At 68.4% G+C, this 14,720-nt stretch carries 13 protein-coding genes; 9 read left to right on the top strand and 4 right to left on the bottom strand.

Translation table 11 applies throughout. From position 1 onward, the window contains the following. Positions 1 to 14: 14 nt before the first annotated feature. From EII26_RS10205 to EII26_RS10190, 4 genes are read right to left on the bottom strand one after another with little or no spacing between them, the layout of a single operon-like run. Positions 15 to 1,799 carry an ATP-binding cassette domain-containing protein gene (locus EII26_RS10205; RefSeq protein ID WP_124889059.1) on the bottom strand — a complete coding sequence of 595 codons (1,785 nt, stop codon included), beginning with the start codon at positions 1,797 to 1,799 and terminating at the stop codon, positions 15 to 17. Beyond that, positions 1,796 to 2,827, bottom strand: coding sequence for an HlyD family efflux transporter periplasmic adaptor subunit (locus EII26_RS10200; RefSeq protein WP_124889058.1), 1,032 nt, complete (start codon positions 2,825 to 2,827; stop codon positions 1,796 to 1,798). Before EII26_RS10200 ends, EII26_RS10205 begins: the two co-directional genes overlap by 4 nt. Positions 2,828 to 2,876: 49 nt before the next feature. Further along, positions 2,877 to 3,986: an ABC transporter permease gene (locus EII26_RS10195; protein WP_124889057.1), complete on the bottom strand. Its 1,110-nt coding sequence runs from the start codon at positions 3,984 to 3,986 to the stop codon at positions 2,877 to 2,879. Between the two features lie 4 nt (positions 3,987 to 3,990). After that, positions 3,991 to 5,091 carry an ABC transporter permease gene (locus tag EII26_RS10190; protein ID WP_124889056.1) on the bottom strand — a complete coding sequence of 367 codons (1,101 nt, stop codon included), beginning with the start codon at positions 5,089 to 5,091 and terminating at the stop codon, positions 3,991 to 3,993. A 297-nt stretch (positions 5,092 to 5,388) separates the two neighbouring features. On the opposite strand from EII26_RS10190, the gene EII26_RS10185 reads away from it, so the two are divergent. The 9 genes from EII26_RS10185 to gspD all read left to right on the top strand — a co-directional run bounded on the left by EII26_RS10185 (position 5,389) and on the right by gspD (position 14,720). Beyond that, positions 5,389 to 7,380 carry an O-antigen ligase family protein gene (locus EII26_RS10185; RefSeq protein ID WP_124889055.1) on the top strand — a complete coding sequence of 664 codons (1,992 nt, stop codon included), beginning with the start codon at positions 5,389 to 5,391 and terminating at the stop codon, positions 7,378 to 7,380. A 13-nt stretch (positions 7,381 to 7,393) separates the two neighbouring features. After that, positions 7,394 to 7,993 (top strand): prepilin-type N-terminal cleavage/methylation domain-containing protein, encoded by a 600-nt coding sequence (locus EII26_RS10180; protein WP_124889054.1) that lies wholly within the window; start codon positions 7,394 to 7,396, stop codon positions 7,991 to 7,993. Beyond that, positions 7,974 to 8,972 (top strand): general secretion pathway protein GspK, encoded by a 999-nt coding sequence (locus tag EII26_RS10175; RefSeq protein ID WP_124889053.1) that lies wholly within the window; start codon positions 7,974 to 7,976, stop codon positions 8,970 to 8,972. Before EII26_RS10180 ends, EII26_RS10175 begins: the two co-directional genes overlap by 20 nt. A gap of 2 nt (positions 8,973 to 8,974) precedes the next feature. Next, the gene (gene gspL, locus EII26_RS10170; protein WP_124889052.1) at positions 8,975 to 10,156 is read left to right on the top strand and encodes a type II secretion system protein GspL; all 1,182 of its coding nucleotides are present in this window, start codon (positions 8,975 to 8,977) and stop codon (positions 10,154 to 10,156) included. A 4-nt stretch (positions 10,157 to 10,160) separates the two neighbouring features. Next, complete coding sequence (locus tag EII26_RS10165; RefSeq protein WP_124889051.1) at positions 10,161 to 10,706, top strand: hypothetical protein; 546 nt, start codon at positions 10,161 to 10,163, stop codon at positions 10,704 to 10,706. Beyond that, a complete protein-coding gene (locus tag EII26_RS10160; RefSeq protein ID WP_124889050.1) occupies positions 10,703 to 11,302 on the top strand; it encodes a hypothetical protein in 600 nt (199 codons plus the stop codon). Before EII26_RS10165 ends, EII26_RS10160 begins: the two co-directional genes overlap by 4 nt. Next, complete coding sequence (gspC, locus tag EII26_RS10155; RefSeq protein ID WP_124889049.1) at positions 11,299 to 12,270, top strand: type II secretion system protein GspC; 972 nt, start codon at positions 11,299 to 11,301, stop codon at positions 12,268 to 12,270. Before EII26_RS10160 ends, gspC begins: the two co-directional genes overlap by 4 nt. A gap of 10 nt (positions 12,271 to 12,280) precedes the next feature. After that, a complete protein-coding gene (locus EII26_RS10150; protein WP_124889048.1) occupies positions 12,281 to 12,610 on the top strand; it encodes a PulJ/GspJ family protein in 330 nt (109 codons plus the stop codon). A gap of 112 nt (positions 12,611 to 12,722) precedes the next feature. Continuing rightward, positions 12,723 to 14,720 (top strand): type II secretion system secretin GspD, encoded by a 1,998-nt coding sequence (gene gspD, locus EII26_RS10145; RefSeq protein WP_233572707.1) that lies wholly within the window; start codon positions 12,723 to 12,725, stop codon positions 14,718 to 14,720.

Below are 14,720 nucleotides of genomic sequence, written 5' to 3'. Positions count from 1 at the left end.
ACGATTTGGTCGGATTACCGATCCTCCCCATCCTGCCGCCCGATCAGGGCGATGAACGCCTCCTCCAGCGTCGGGTCCGGAATCCCGTCGATGCGCACGGACCGCTTGAGCGCGTCCGGCGAGCCGGAGGCGATCTTTCTTCCGCGGTAGATCAGCGCGATGCGGTCGCAGTACTCCGCCTCGTCCATGAAGTGCGTCGTCACCATCACGGTGACACCCTTCAGCGCGAAGCTGTTGATGCAGGTCCAGAACTCGCGGCGCGTCACCGGGTCCACGCCGCTCGTCGGTTCGTCCAGGAACAGGACGTCCGGTCCGTGCATGACCGCGCAGCCCATCGCCAGGCGCTGCTTGAAGCCCAGGGGGAGCTCGCCGGCGGGGGAGGCGAGGTAGGGTCCGAGGTCGAACGTCTCGATCACGCGCTCCACGGCGCTCTGGCCCGCCCTTCCCCGCAGGCCGTAGATGCCCGAGAAGAACCGCAGGTTCTGCAGCACGGTCAGCTCCCCATAGAGCGAGAACTTCTGGGCCATGTAGCCCAGCTTCGCCCGCGCGTCGCCGGGCGCCGTCCTGAAATCCAGTCCGGACACGGCACAGCTGCCCTCCGTGGGGGTGAGCAGGCCGCACATCATCTTGAACGTGGTGGACTTTCCGGCCCCGTTCGGCCCCAGCAGGCCGAAGATCTCGCCGCGGCCGATGGCGAAGGAGACGTCGTCCACCGCGGTGAAGTCCCCGAACCGCTTCGTGAGGTTTTTGGCCTCCACCGGAGTCCCGTTGCCGCGCTTCTCCTCGAAGAAATCCGCTACCGCCTCGCTGCCGCGCCGGGCCCCGCCCAGGAGCTGCATGAACGCGTCCTCGAAACGGGGAGACGCGGGCCGGATCCCGAGCGGCAGGCCGGTTTGCCCGGAGAGCGCCTCCAGCCGTCCCCTCAGCTTCGCCCCTCCGTCGCTCGTCAGGACGCGCACGCTCGAGCCCTGGATCACCGCGTCTAGGGTCTCCGCGTGCTCCATCAGGGGCGCGATCAGCGTCCGGCGCTCCTCGCCGGCGCCGGTCAGCAGGAAGACCTTCCCCTCGACGCGCTCCGCCAGAGCCTCGGGCGTCCCGTCGTAGAGCAGATCGCCCTCGTTCAGGAGCAGGACCGTGTCGCAGGCCTCCGCCTCGTCCAGATAGGCGGTGCTCCAGACGACGATCCGCTCCGGGCTCAGAAGCGCGCGGACCATCCGCCACAGCTCGCGGCGCGCCACGGGGTCCACGCCCACCCCCGGCTCGTCGAGCAGCAGGACGGGCGGTCGGGACAGCAGCGTGCAGGCCAGGCCCAGCTTCTGTTTCATGCCGCCGGAGAGCCGACCCGCCAGCCGACCCGTGAAGGGCTTCAGGCTGGTGAAGGAGAGCAGCTCCTCGTAGCGTTCGGCCCGCTCCTCCCGGGGCACGGAGCGCAGGTCGGCGTAGAGGCTCAGGTTCTCCATGACCGTGAGGTCCTCGTAGAGCCCGAACCGCTGCGGCATGTAGCCGACCTGTTCCTGGATGGCCGGGGCGGCCGAGACCGTGTCGTTCCCCCGTACCGATATCCGTCCCCCGGTCGGCGCCAGCAGGCCGCAGACCAGGCGCAGCAGCGTGGTCTTGCCCGCACCGTCCGGCCCGACCAGCCCCGTGATCCGTCCGCCCCCGATGCGCGCGGAGATCCCTCCGAGCGCGGGACGTCCGGGGCCGAAGGACCGGACCAGGTCCTGGATGACGATCTCGGAACCGCCCGCAGGCCAGGCCCGCTTTTCGGCGGGAGCGGCGCCCCTTTCGGCGGCGCTCATTTCGGGGCCGAGGGGCCGGAGTCGCCCGAGGCCTCCATCAGGACGGTGACGGGCATGCCGTTCTTGAGACGTCCGCCGTCGTCCTCCACCAGTATCCGGACGCGGTAGACCAGATCGGTGCGCAGGTCCTCGGTCTGCACCTGCTTGGGGGTGAACTCGGCCGTCGGGGAGATGAAGACCAGCTTGCCCTCGATGGGCTCGTCGGGGTGGGAGTCCGTGACGATCCGCGCCGGCATGCCCACCTCGACCCGTCCCAGTGCCGGCTCGGGGATGTAGGCCCGGACCTGGATGGGCCGCTCGAGGGCCAGGGCGTAGACGACCTGCCCCGCACCGACGACGGTGCCGGGCTCGGTGACGCGGGTCAGGATGGTGCCCTCGGCCGGAGCGTAGAGCCTGGTGTCCGCCAGGGCGATCTCGGCCGCCTTGAAGCGGGCCCCGGCCGTCTCGTAGGCCGCCTCGGCCGCCTCGACGTCCTCCTTCCTGTAGCCCTCGCGCATCAGGGCCAGGGCGTTCTCCGCCGCCGAGAGCTCCGCCCGCAGGGCGTTGCGCTGCGACGTCGCCCGGTCCAGATCGTTCTTGGCGACGGCCTTCCGGGCGAAGAGGTTCGAAATGCGCTCGTAGTCCTTCTCCGCGAGGTTCAGCGCGGCCCGGACCCGATCGCGCTGCGCGGCCGCCTCCCGCACCTCTCCGGTGCGGAACCCGCTGTGCAGTTTGTCCAGGGCGGCCTTCGCCTGGAGCATGGCCCCACGGGCCTCCGTCCGTTTGATCTCGTAAGGAAGCGGGTCCAGGGCGGCCAGAAGATCGCCGGAGACCACCCTCTCGCCCTCCTCGCGGTGGACCTCCTCGATGCGTCCGGAGACGCGGAAGCCCAGGAGCACCTGCCGGATCTCCACGTTGCCGTAGAGGCGGATGCGGCCGGGATCGGCGTTGCGGAGGCGGACGAGCAGTCCGTCGAGCTCCCCGGTCGCATAGAGCAGACCGAGCGCGGCCACCGGGGCCGCGAGCAGGAGGGCGAACGTTTTTTTCATGGCAAAGACTCCTTTCTCCAGGGGACCGGGGCCGGAAGCCCCGGGCGGGCTACTGTATCCTGCGTTTGAAGAACCATCCGGCGGAGCCGAGCGTCGCGGCGGCGATCCCGCCCAGCCAGAGGAGCTGGGCCATGACCTCGCCCGGGGGGATGTCCTTGAGGTAGACGCCGAGGGCGATGACGATCACGTGTCGGGCGGGGTTCAGCAGGGTCAGGGCCTGCAGCGGGTCCGGCATGTTCTCGATCGGCGTCGCGAACCCGGAGAGGAGCACGAAGGGCACCATGCAGGTGAACACCCCCAGAAACGCCTGCTGCTGCGTGCTGCAGAGCGAGGAGATGAAGAGCCCGACGCCGGTGCAGGCCAGGATGAACAGCAGGAAGCTGAAGGCCAGCAGCCCCAGGCTCCCCAGGCAGGGCACGCCGAAGACCGTCCGGGCCAGGAGATGGATGGCGATCCCGATCCCGAAGGCGATCGCCGCCGCGGGCAGGGTCTTTCCGATCACGATCTCCCAGGGGGAGAGGGGCGAGACGAGCAGCTGCTCGAACGTCCCGAGCTCGCGCTCGCGCGCGACGCTCATGCCCGAGACCACGAGGGCCAGCATCTGGGTCAGCACCACCAGGAGCACCGGCAGGGTGAACCAGAGGTAGTCGTGGTTTGGGTTGAAGAGCTGGCGCGATTCGATGGAGAGGAGCGCGTCGGCCCCGGTGACGGTCTTTCGGAGCGTCCGGGCGAAGCGGCCCGCGATCTGGGAGGCGTAGCCGTAGGCGATCTGAACGGCGTTGGCCTTTCGGCCGTCCAGTATCACCTGCACGGGCGCCGGGACGCCCCGCATCAGGGAGGCCGAGAAGTCCTCCGGGATGCGCAGGACCATCAGCGCCCTCTGCTCCGCGATGACCGGCTCGATCTCCCGAACGCTCGAGATGCTGAAGGAACGCGTGAAGGCGGGGCTCGCGGTGAACGCCGCCTCGAGCCTCCGGCCCAGGTCCCCGTTGTCCTGGTTCAGGATCGCCAGGGAGGCGTTCCTCACCTCCATGGTGATGGCGAAGCTGAACAGGAAGAGCATGACGAAGGGCCCGACGAACACCTGAAAGCGGGTCTTCGGGTCCAGAAGGACGGCGTAGAACTCCTTGACGACGAGGGCGCGTATGCGGCCAAACATGGCGTCAGGCCAGCAGTTTTCGCGTCCGGCTGAGGGTCAGCCCCAGGAAGAGGACCCCCAGGAGCCCCAGCCGGATCATGTTGGGGATCAGGAGCGGCCAGACGTCCCCGGCCAGGAACAGGGTCTGGAGGCAGGTCACCAGGTAGCGCGCCGGCAGGACGGCCGCGATCGCCCTCTGGAGGAACGGCATGGAGTCCAGCTCGAAGATGAAGCCGGACAGCAGCACCACGGGCAGGAACGCGGAGAGCAGCGCGGCGAAGGAGGCGACGTACTGGTTTTTGGAGAGCGTCGAGATGATGAGCCCCTGCCCCAGGGCCGACATCATGAAGAGCGACGCCACGCAGAAGAGGGTGAGCAGCGAGCCGCGGAACGGGACGCCGAAGAGCGACACGGCCAGGGCCAGGCTGAAGAACGTGGAGAAGATCGCCAGCAGGTAGTAGGGGATCAGCTTGCCCAGCAGGAGCTCCAGCGCGCTGACGGGCGTGGCGAAAAGGGCCTCCATCGTCCCGCGCTCCCACTCCCGCGCCACGACCAGGGCCGTGAGCATCGTCCCGATCAGGGCCATGATGACCGCCACGATTCCGGGGATGAGCGAGTAGCGGCTCTCCAGTTCGTCGTTGTAGCGGAAGTGCGGCTCGACGGGGATGGGCAGCGCGGTCCGGGACAGCTCGCCCCCCCACTGGAGGATCGCGGCGAGCGTGTAGTTCTCGGCCAGGGCGCCGGAGTTGGGATAGCTCCCGTCGGTCAGCAGCTGAAGGGAGGCCCTTTGCCCGGAGTGGAGCGCGGCCGAACTTCCCTGGGGGATGACGAGGACGGTCCTGAGGTCGCCGGTGAGGAGCCCGGGGATCAGGTCCTGACGCGAGGCGGCGAGGTCGGGCTTGAAATAGGGGTTGCCGAGGAACCGCCGGGCCAGGTCCCGCGGGGGATGTCCCCCGTCCTCCAGGGCGATCCCGAGCCGGATGTCCCTGGCGTCGAGGGAGAGCCCGTATCCGAAGAGAAAGAGCAGGGTGACCGGCAGGACGAACGCGATGACGATGCTGCTGGGGTCGCGCACGATCTGCAGTCCTTCCTTCCGGACCAGGGCCCGGATCCTTTGGACGAACATCTCTCCACCTCCCGTGGTCGGGTTCCCGTCCGTCCATTATAGCTCCGGTCCCACTCCGGATCGAACCTCGCGGGCATTCGGGGAGCGACGCATTTTTTCGGACGGCGGGGCCCCCTTCGAACGGAACCGCCCGGCGCGTGGCTTTCCCGACCAAAATGCGGTAAAATCCTGATGGATTTTAAGAAGGTTGACCGATGTCGCTTTTGCCCGTTCGTCCTTAACATGGAGGCCTATGGGCAAAGGACGTTTGTCGTTTGAAAATTCCTGACCGAATACGGTCGAAAGGTTGTGTTCCGTTTGGCGGATTCCCGATCCAGGCCGGTCCCCGGCAGAGCGGCCAAGCACAATGCGGGCGTCGTGCTCCCCGCATCCGTTCCCCTCGTTCCGCCGGCGCTGCTGGTCCCTCTGTGGTTCGTGGCGCTGGCGCTCCCCAACCTGATCTACTCCGGAGTGTCGTTCGCCGACACGCTGCACATCATGAAGTGGACGGTGACGGGCCTGCCGATCGCGGCGGCGCTCCTCGTGGCGGGATGGCGGCTGTTCCGGTACGGGCGCGACCGGATCGACTTCGGCATCGACCTCTTCGGCGCCCTCTGGGCGGCGCTGCTGGCGTATTGCGTCGCCCAGGTCGCGTGGGTCAGGATCTCCTCCTTCACGACCCTGGCGCACGAGCTGCTCTGCTTCGCCGCGGTCTGGGCCTTCTACCTCCTGACCGTCGCCGTCTTCCCCAACGGGGCCATACGGCCGCTGCTCTGGCTGGCCAACATCAACGGCGCGCTCAACGTGCTGTTCGCCGAGCTGCAGATCAGAAACCTCAACGACCTGGCCTTCCTCAGGGAGGTCCCGCTCCTCGGGGGCCTGGCGGACCTCAGCTCGCTGATCCTCCCGACGCCCTACAACTACATCGGCAACACCGCCCAGCAGAACATGTTCGGCCTGTGGATGGCGGTCTGCGTCATGAGCTCGGTCTACCTCTTCATCGCCTACGCCGTGAGGCCGGACGGGAGGCGCCGGCATCCCGCCGCGACCGCCCTGAACCTTCTGCTGATGGCGGTGAACATCTGGGGGCTCTGGAACAGCACCAGCCGGTCGGGGATCCTCTCCCTGTTCGTGGGGCTGTTCGTCCTGGGCCTGGTCGTCCTGGTCCACTTCGGCAGGGACTACGCCAAGCGCCTGGGGCTGGTGATCCTCCTCTTCGCCGCGGTGCTCGGCGGGGCCATGCTGCTGAACCGGGCGCGCGCCGTCGAGCTGGTGGCCAAGACGGTGGACATGGTTCAGGACGCCGGATCGGTCGGGGGGCGCCGCGGGATATGGACGACCTCCTGGACGATGTTCAGGCAGCATCCCCAGGGCGTCGGGGTGGGGCAGTACAAATGGCACTACCTGGAGGCCCAGCGGGAGGCGTTCAGGACCCACGACTACAACTGGCAGTACACGCACTGGGCCCACAACGAGTTCCTCCAGTGGTTCTGCGAGACGGGCGTGGTGGGGGGCGTTCTGCTCCTGCTGATGTTCGGCCTGTGGTTCTTCGCCTTCTTCGGCAAGGTGTTCCGCAGGGATCGGCTCTCGCCGGAGGTTATCTGGGGCTGCTCGCTCGTGGCCCTGATCTCCTTCAACGCGCTCTGGACGCGCCCGTTCCACCGGATCGAGAACATCCTGTGGCTGGCCCTGGCCTTCGCCGTGACGAACCGCGAGGTCCTGACGGGACGGCTCGGCTGGCGGGCGACCTTTTCCAGCGGCTTCACCCGCCTGATCGGCGTGCTCTTCATGGCGGGCTCCCTGGCGGGCGCGGTCTATCTGGGGAGCGGCATCCAGGGGAACCTCCTGCTGCGTCAGGCGCTCTCCACCCGCTCGGCCTCGTTGCAGCGCGGCCTGCTGGAGCGTTCCGCACGGCACCCGATGGTGCGCCAGGACGCCCTGAAGAATCTGGGCTACCACTACCTGCAGGTGGGGGAGCAGACGAACGACGTCCAGACCATGGGCAGGGGGTTCAACATCCTGTGGCAGCATTTCCGCAGGGAGCCCCACTCCGAGGAAATGGGCGTGCTGCTGCAGTGGGCGCAGCGCTTCCAGCAGGTGGAGATCCTGAAGGAGCTGGTGAGCTTCCTCAAGCCGGGGACCTACCGGCTGGAGGTGCGGCCGGGGGTTCAGGACAGCAACGGCAACGTCGTGGACGCCCTGGTGATGGTGCCCGTCCAGAGTTCGGGCGGGATGCAGGTCGTCTCGGAGGCGGTCCCGTCCTCGGAGCCCCGGCTCCCGGACTCCGCGGGGGAGCCCGCCTCCCGCTAGGAGGAGCCCCGGTTTGGCCCGGAGGGCGTTCACGCTCGTGGAGATCCTCATCGTCGTCCTGCTGGCGGGCCTGGTGACGACCCTGGCGCTGGCTCCGGTGGTGTTCGCCGTGCGGCGGGTCGTCGAGACCCAGGCCGCCGACGCCGACGCCGGGGCGCTCGAGCGCGCGCTCGCGTTCATCGGGAGGGATGTCGCCGCAGCCCTGAGGCTGGCCCCCTTTGCACTGAAGGTCGAGGACCACCGGGCCCTCGGCGGGGTGGAGGACGACGTTCTGTTCGTGGCGAGCACCGCGCCGGCCAAGCAGAATCTGCCCGTGGGCAATCTGGTCTACAGGATCGACCGGGGCGGCCCGTTGCGCGAGGACACCCCGCCCGGCCTGTACCGCTGGTTCCTGCCGGGGACGGACCTGGAGAAGATCGACGCCGCGAAGCTGCGGGGCGAGACCGGCCAGCTGGTCCTCCCCGGGGTGACGGCCTTCGGCGTGGAGGTCGTGGACCGCTCGGAACGGCATAAGGAGTACGAGGGCGACCTCCCCGTGGGGCTGGTCGTTACCTTGGCCCGGGGCCAGGGGAAGGACGAGGAGCGGCTCGAGCATGTCTTCGTGTATCCGTAGAAGGGTTCCAAGGGACGAGTCCCTTGGCGGGGTTCGGGGGCGGAGCCCCTGGCGGTTCGGGTCGTCGCCGGCGCTTCGGCGGACCCGCAGGCGGGGGTTCGTCCTGATCTCGGTGCTCATGATGGGGGTGCTGTTGATCTCCTGCGCGACCGCCTTCGCGTGGTTCGTGCGCCTTCAGGTGCGGGGCGTCCTCAGGGAGCGCGTCGCGCTGACGAACCGGAGCATGGCCCAGGTGCTGGCGACCTCCGTGACCCGTGCGATCTCGGAGCTGTCCGGCAAGGCCGACGCCGACAGCCCGCTTCAGGAGTGGTTCAAGCCGTTTCTTCTGCCCGCGGACGACCTGGGGCTCTGGGCGGTCCGGGTGGCGCCGCTCGACGACCGGCTGCCGTTGCGGGGCCTCTTTCTGCCGGACAAGAACACCGTCCGGGGCGAGATGAAGCGTCCCTGGGAGGACCTGTGGCAGCGGCTGGGGCGTCGGGAGCTGGCCGTCGTGGCGCTCGACTTCATGGACGGGAACGACAGGCCCCGGGTCGGCGGCAAGGAGCGGAAAGGCTTCATCAACCGTCCGCCCCTGGACGTTTCGGAATTTCTGCTTCTGGAGGAGGTGTCGCCGGAGCTGCTCTACGGGGTCCCCGGCCGTCCCGGTCTGGCCGATTTCTGCACGGTCTGGAGCGGGGGCAGAGTGAACCTGAACGTCGCGCCCCTGCACGTCCTCGAGCTTCTGCCCGGCCTGGACGGGGGCCTTGCGGGCCGGGTGGTGGAGTACCGGAGGCGGAACATCCTGCGCAGCCTGAACGATCTGCAGAAGATCCCGGGCCTCTCCCCGAAGACCTCCACGATGCTGACCAACGTCGCGGGCTGCAAGAGCCGCTATTTTTCCGTCCGCATCGAGTTTCTGGAGGAATCCGCCGGGGGAACGGCCTTCGACATCGTCTTCGACAGATCGAACGAGAAGATCGTTCGTTGGGAGGAATTATAGACTTGATTCTGAAAGGGACCTCCGATTTAGACAACATCGATTTCCATCGCCTGGCGGCTGGGGCGCTGCAGCGCGTCTCCCCCGTGCCGCCGTCCCGGCGCGTTCGTCGTGCCGTGATCCTCGTCCCGATGCGCTCGCTGTCCGTTTCGGCCTTCGCGTTCCCGTTCGGGAGCGTGATGCGGGTCCGTGAGGCGCTGCGGCTTCAGACCCTGCCCTTTTTGTCCGGCGCTCAGGCGGGGGGCATGGAGCTCTTCCCGACGGTCCTGGAGCGGACGCCCCGCAGCAGTGCAGGGATGGTCTGGTACGCCTCGGCTGCGGAGCTGGACGTGCCGGAGCTCCCCGCTCTGCCGTCGCTCGTCTGGCCCGCGCCCCTGCCGCTCGTCTCCCGCGTCGGCGGGACGGGCGTGACCTTGTGGGCGGACGAGGAAAACCTCTGTTCCCTGTTGTGGAACGACGGGCGCCCCGTGCTCTGCCGATGGTGCGCCCGAGCCAAGGGGACCCCGGAGTCGGAGCTGGCCTGGTACGACCGCTACTGCCGGTCCCAGGAACTGGAGCGGGGGGAGTCCTTCGTCCTCGACGCGACGAAGCCGGAGGCCCTCCGGGAGGTGGGGGCGATCGCCCGGGAGAGCCTGGCCCTTTATCCGTGGATCGGGACGGTGAACCTCTCCCGCACGGCCCTGGAGGGGGCCATGGGGCTCGAACGGTCGGTCCGGCTTCTGACCCGCGTGGCCGGGTGGGTTCTCCTGATGGGGGCCCTGGTGCTGACGGGGAACGTTCTGAGATGGCATCAGGTCCGCAGCGGAGCCGAGGCGGTACGGGCCCGCTCCGAGGCCCTGTATCGGGAGGCGTTCGAGCCCGGTCGGACGGGCCGGATCGGCAACCCCGTGACGCTGGCGCGCGACCGCATCGCCGAGCTGCGGGGCAGCGACGCCGAGGGCCGAAGCCTGGAGGACGTCCTGGCCGAGCTCGGGGGCGTCTTCGCGGAGAACCCCAGCATGGACGTGACCCTGGACGTGCTGCGCTATAATGCGGAAGGTCTGGACTGCACCGGCTCGGCGCCGGACATGAGCACCGTCCTGACCTTCCGCAAGGCCTGGGAGGGCCGAGCGGCTTTGTCGCAGCTGGACAACACGCAGAGCGTCCCCGGGCTGGGGTATCGCTTCGACTTGAGGGTACGGTGGTGAGCCGATGGCGTTCAGGAGCTTGAATTTCGACCTTGGCAGCGGCAGCGTGCGCTCCGTCATTCGGGGCGAGGTCGCCGGTTCGGTGCGGCTGATGGGCCTCGCCCTCACGGCCCTGGCCGTGTGGGTCGCCGTCTCGTGGACGGCGGACTGGGCGGGCGCGGCCGTTTCGAGCCTGGCGGTCCAGGAGGGGCGCTACCGGACGCTCACGGCTCTGGCGGAGGAATATCGGGCCCTCGCGCCGGCCTCCGGGACGGGGACCGAGGCCGTGGACGTCCCGACGGTCTTCACCCAGGTCTCCGAGCGCATGTCGCTGGGCAGCCGGGTGAACCGGATAGCGCCCGACGGCAAAAATCAGTCGATCGAGGTCAACCGGCTCTACGCGGAGGAGCTGACGGAGCTGGTGCGGGAGCTGGCCGCCCGCGGCGTTCACTTCCTCTCCTCGGAGGTCCGTGCGCTGCCGGCCGGCAAGGAGCGCCTGTTCACGGTGTCCGCCATCATCGGGCCGCTTCAGGGCGACGGCCCGTCCGCGCGGCGGGAGGCGGACCGATGAGGCTGCTGAGGCGAACGGCCAAGACGCTGCTTCTTCTCGTCGGCTTCCTGACGGCGCTGTGGACCTTCATGCCGTGGCGCGAGGTCGGCGCGTTCGCCATGTCCCTGGCGGCGTCCCGGATGGAGCGGCAGGGCATGAAACTGGCCTATTCGAACGTCGAGCCCGCAGAGGGCGGATTTATCGTCCGCGACGTCGCCCTCAGCGGGTTCACGCGCTTCACCTGCGAGTCCCTGACGTTCAGGCCCGCGTTTTGGGCGTCTCTGGCCGTTCTGGCCCCCGTCTGCGAGGTCGCCTTCACGGGCGGGACCGTCACGATGGGCGCTCCGATGGCGTTCGGGGACGGCGGGGTCGTCGTCACGGCCTCTCCGAAGGAGGTCCTGCTCGAGGGCCTGCGGACGGACGGGGACTTCAGGGTCCAGGGGTACCTGACGGTGGACCCGGGCCGGATGAAGATCGGCCGGGCCGAGGCCGAGCTGGCCGTGCCCCCGGCCTTCGAGGAGAACCTGGAGACGCTCGTGAACTTTCTGCCCCTGGTGAAGGAGCCCGACGGGCGCTGGTTCCTGCGCCGCGCGCCCGGCGAGGGGGGGACCCCATGAGCGCTCTGCTGCGTGGGATCAAGGACCGCTTCGGCGGCGCTCTGAACCGGATTCGGGTGCGGGGGAACGCGGGAGGCGGGGCCCCGGTCCGGTCCGGGATGGAGGGAGGGCGGCTCTATTCCCTCTGGCTTTGGGCGCTGCCCCTGCTTTTGGGGCTGACCCTGGGCTGGCTGTTCGCGGTCTGTCTGGGCATCGGCCTGGACCGTTCCGCGGGGGTGAGGCGCCCCGACACGGACGCCGCGGTCGCGGCCTCCGGAGGCGAGGTGCGGCAGGCGGGGGTGATGGACGGCTTTCTCGAGGCCAACCCGTTTCGCGTTTCCCCCATGGTGGTGGCGTCCGAGCCGGCCGCCAGGAGCGCCGACGTGGTGGCGACGGGCTCGCTGGCGACCGCCGTGCTGCGCGGGACGCTCCCCCGAGCCGGGGCCTGGCTGGAGGACAAGGGCACGGTGCGGCTGGTGCTCCTCGGCACGAGTTTCGACGTCTATACCCTCAAGTGGGTGACCTACCGCGAGGCGGTCTTCGTCAAGGGCGAGGAGCGCGTGGTCAAGGAGCTGATCTACGGCGAGCCGGGGCGTTCGTCCGGTCCGTCCGTCCCGGCTCCGGACGCCGCCGCGGCGGGCGTCCCGGTGGGGAACGTCGTGGCGGCCAAGCCCGGTGAACAGGAGGGGCAGGTCCCCAGCGGGCTGGTCAACGATCTGATCCAGAACCCGTTCGACGAGCTCAAGAAGATCCGTCTGAGGCCGAAGGACGGGGAGGTGGGGCTCGAGATCCAGTGGATCCAGGACGACAGCATCCTGAAGCAGCTGGGGGTGCAGAAGGGCGACGTCATCAAGTCCGTCAACGGCATCCCGTTCAACAATATGGCGGACATCGCGAACTCCATCAACTCCCTGATGAACAGCGAGCGTTTCGACGTCGAGGTGACCCGGGAGGGGAAGCCGACCGCGCTGCGGTACGTCGTGCACTGAGGGTTGGCCCTTGGGTGCGCGACGCGGGTTCACGCTGATGGAGGTTCTGGTCGCCGTGGCGATCGCGGGGCTCGTGATCGCGGCGGGGTTTCGCCTGATCACGATGTCCATGCGCTCCCTGGCGGAGCTCAGGGCGGAGCGGGAGCTCGTGGCTGCGGCCCAGAGGGTGTGGCTCGAGTTCCGCGCGAAGGAGGACACGCCCGACAAGGGCGAGAGGGAGGGGACGGCCTGGGAGTCGGAGCTCGACTCCGTGCCCGTCGTGGGCGACATGGAGCTCCCCTTCCGGCGGGTGCGGGTGACCCGGGGCGGGCGCTCCATGGTCCTGTACCTGCCGCAATGATCCGGATGGACGCCGGGGCCCCTGACGGGCCCGGGCTTTGGATACGCAAGAAGGCGCGAGCCGGGGCGTGCGTCCCAGAAAGTCCCGACAAGGGGGAACGACTTTGAGAAAAATGCATGAGAGATTTTTGTTGGCTTTTTTGGCGCTGTCCCTGCTGGCGGGGAGCTGTGCCGCTCCGGCTTTGGCGGCCCCGGAGGGTAAGGTGGAGGCGTCCGCCCCCACGGAGGAAAAGGACCTGATCGCCGCGGCTCAGGCCATGCGCAAGGCCGGCCTGGTGCAGTTCAACTTCAAGGACATGGAGCTGGTGAAGTTCGTTCGGTTCATGTCCGAGCTGCTGCAGGAGAACATCATCGTCCCCCCGAACATCTCGGCGAAGATCACCATCATCTCGCCCCGCCCCTCGTCGCTGAGCGAGGCGCGGCAGATCATGCTCTCCACCCTGCAGATGTACGGGTTCTCGCTTCAGGACATGGGCGCCTATTCCATCGTGCGTCAGGGTGGGGTCAGCCCCTCGACCGACGTGGGGCGCGGCCGCGGGGGCCCCGGGTACGGCGAGGAGACCGTCACCTACATCGTCCCGCTGGACTACGTGACCGTGGAATCGGTCATCCCGGCCCTCCAGCAGGCCTTCGCGCAGACCGTCGTCGTGCTGCCGGTGGGCAACGGGCGCGACGTGATGCTCCAGGGCCGGGCCACGGACGTGAACAAGGGCGTGGACCTGCTGCGCAAGATGGACACGCCCTCCAGCGCCCGGGTGAGCAAGACGTACTCCCTGAAGTTCGGGGATGCGGCGACGGTGGCCGCACAGCTCAACGCCATCGCCCAGACGGGCGGGCCGCTCCAGGGGCTCTCCGCGGTCGCGGACCCCATGAGCCGCAAGGTGGTGGTGGTCGGGGACCGCGGCGCCATCTCCCGCGCGACGGCGATCGTCAAGGAGCTGGACGTGGACTCCAAGGCCGGCGACTTCCACGTCTACAAGCTCCGGAACATCGACGCGACGGCGGCCTCCGAGCAGCTCAGCAAGGTCCTGGCGGCCTCGGCGATGCTCCAGCCGAACCAGGAGGGCAAGTACCCCGCCACGGTGGTGCCGGACCTGACGACCAACAGCCTGATCTTCGCGGCGACCCAGCGGCAGTACGACGCGCTGAAGAAGGTGCTGGAGGAGATCGACGTGCAGGCCAAGCAGGTGCTGATCCGCGGTTTCATCGCGGAGGTCAACGTGACGAACCTGGACCGGGCCGGGATCGACTGGTCCATCGTCGGCGGCCAGATCTGGGACAACATCATGCTGGGCGGCACGGGGCAGCTGGGCGAGGGCTCCGTGCCGGGGCAGTTCATGAGCTGGTTCTCCGAGCTCTCCAAGAAACAGGAGCTGATCGAGCGCAACGGGTCCACCTATTCCGTCACGAACTACAAGCCCCTGGCGCTGATCTACTCCACGATCGAGATGCTGAAGAAGTACGACGCGGTGAACGTCCTCTCCGTCCCGCGCCTGATGTGCACGGACAACCGGGAGAGCTCGTTCCAGGTGGGCCAGGTGATCCCCGTGTTGAAGGGCTCCACGTCCGACATCGCGAACCCCGGGGCGCTCCAGCAGAACTTCGACTACAAGGACACGGGCCTGACCCTGACGGTGACGCCGCACATCCGCAGCGGCAACGTGGTGGCGCTCGACATCAAGCAGACGACGGAGGACGTCCTGACCGCCACGGGATCGGTGACCCCGGTCACGGCCAAGCGCGAGGTCAAGACCTCGGTCGTCGTCGGCGACGGGGAGACCATCATCCTGGGCGGCATCGTCAAGGAGACGGAGAAGTCCCTGAGGCGCCGCGTGCCCGGCCTCTCCTACATCCCCCTGATCGGCGGGCTGTTCCAGAAGGTGTCCAGGGAGAAGGAGAAGATCGACTTCATCATCTTCCTGACGCCCCAGATCATCTCGGATCCCGTCCAGATGCGGCAGGCGACCCGTCAGGCGGTGGGGGTTCCGGTCTCGGGGGATCTGGTCACGGTGCCCCTGAGCTCGGACCGGAAACTCGACCTGAGCCCCATGGAGACGGAGGTCGACCGCCGTTTCCGGGAGCTGTACCAGAAGAGCCTGAAGAGGCGATGA

Origin of the sequence: Fretibacterium sp. OH1220_COT-178 (assembly GCF_003860125.1) — a bacterium.
GTDB lineage: Bacteria > Synergistota > Synergistia > Synergistales > Aminobacteriaceae > CAJPSE01.
Note: the sequence above shows the minus strand (reverse complement) of the source record. Positions and strands in the feature narration are given on the sequence as shown.

What these genes read in the sequence shown, in the direction of transcription:
- EII26_RS10160 (WP_124889050.1), top strand. Translation starts at nt 10,703, where the DNA reads ATGAGGCTGCTGAGGCGAACGGCCAAGACGCTGCTTCTTCTCGTCGGC.
- gspD (WP_233572707.1), top strand. Translation starts at nt 12,723, where the DNA reads ATGCATGAGAGATTTTTGTTGGCTTTTTTGGCGCTGTCCCTGCTGGCG.
- EII26_RS10200 (WP_124889058.1), bottom strand. Translation starts at nt 2,827, where the DNA reads ATGAAAAAAACGTTCGCCCTCCTGCTCGCGGCCCCGGTGGCCGCGCTC.
- EII26_RS10190 (WP_124889056.1), bottom strand. Translation starts at nt 5,091, where the DNA reads ATGTTCGTCCAAAGGATCCGGGCCCTGGTCCGGAAGGAAGGACTGCAG.
- EII26_RS10205 (WP_124889059.1), bottom strand. Translation starts at nt 1,799, where the DNA reads ATGAGCGCCGCCGAAAGGGGCGCCGCTCCCGCCGAAAAGCGGGCCTGG.
- gspC (WP_124889049.1), top strand. Translation starts at nt 11,299, where the DNA reads ATGAGCGCTCTGCTGCGTGGGATCAAGGACCGCTTCGGCGGCGCTCTG.
- EII26_RS10195 (WP_124889057.1), bottom strand. Translation starts at nt 3,986, where the DNA reads ATGTTTGGCCGCATACGCGCCCTCGTCGTCAAGGAGTTCTACGCCGTC.
- EII26_RS10175 (WP_124889053.1), top strand. Translation starts at nt 7,974, where the DNA reads ATGTCTTCGTGTATCCGTAGAAGGGTTCCAAGGGACGAGTCCCTTGGC.
- EII26_RS10165 (WP_124889051.1), top strand. Translation starts at nt 10,161, where the DNA reads ATGGCGTTCAGGAGCTTGAATTTCGACCTTGGCAGCGGCAGCGTGCGC.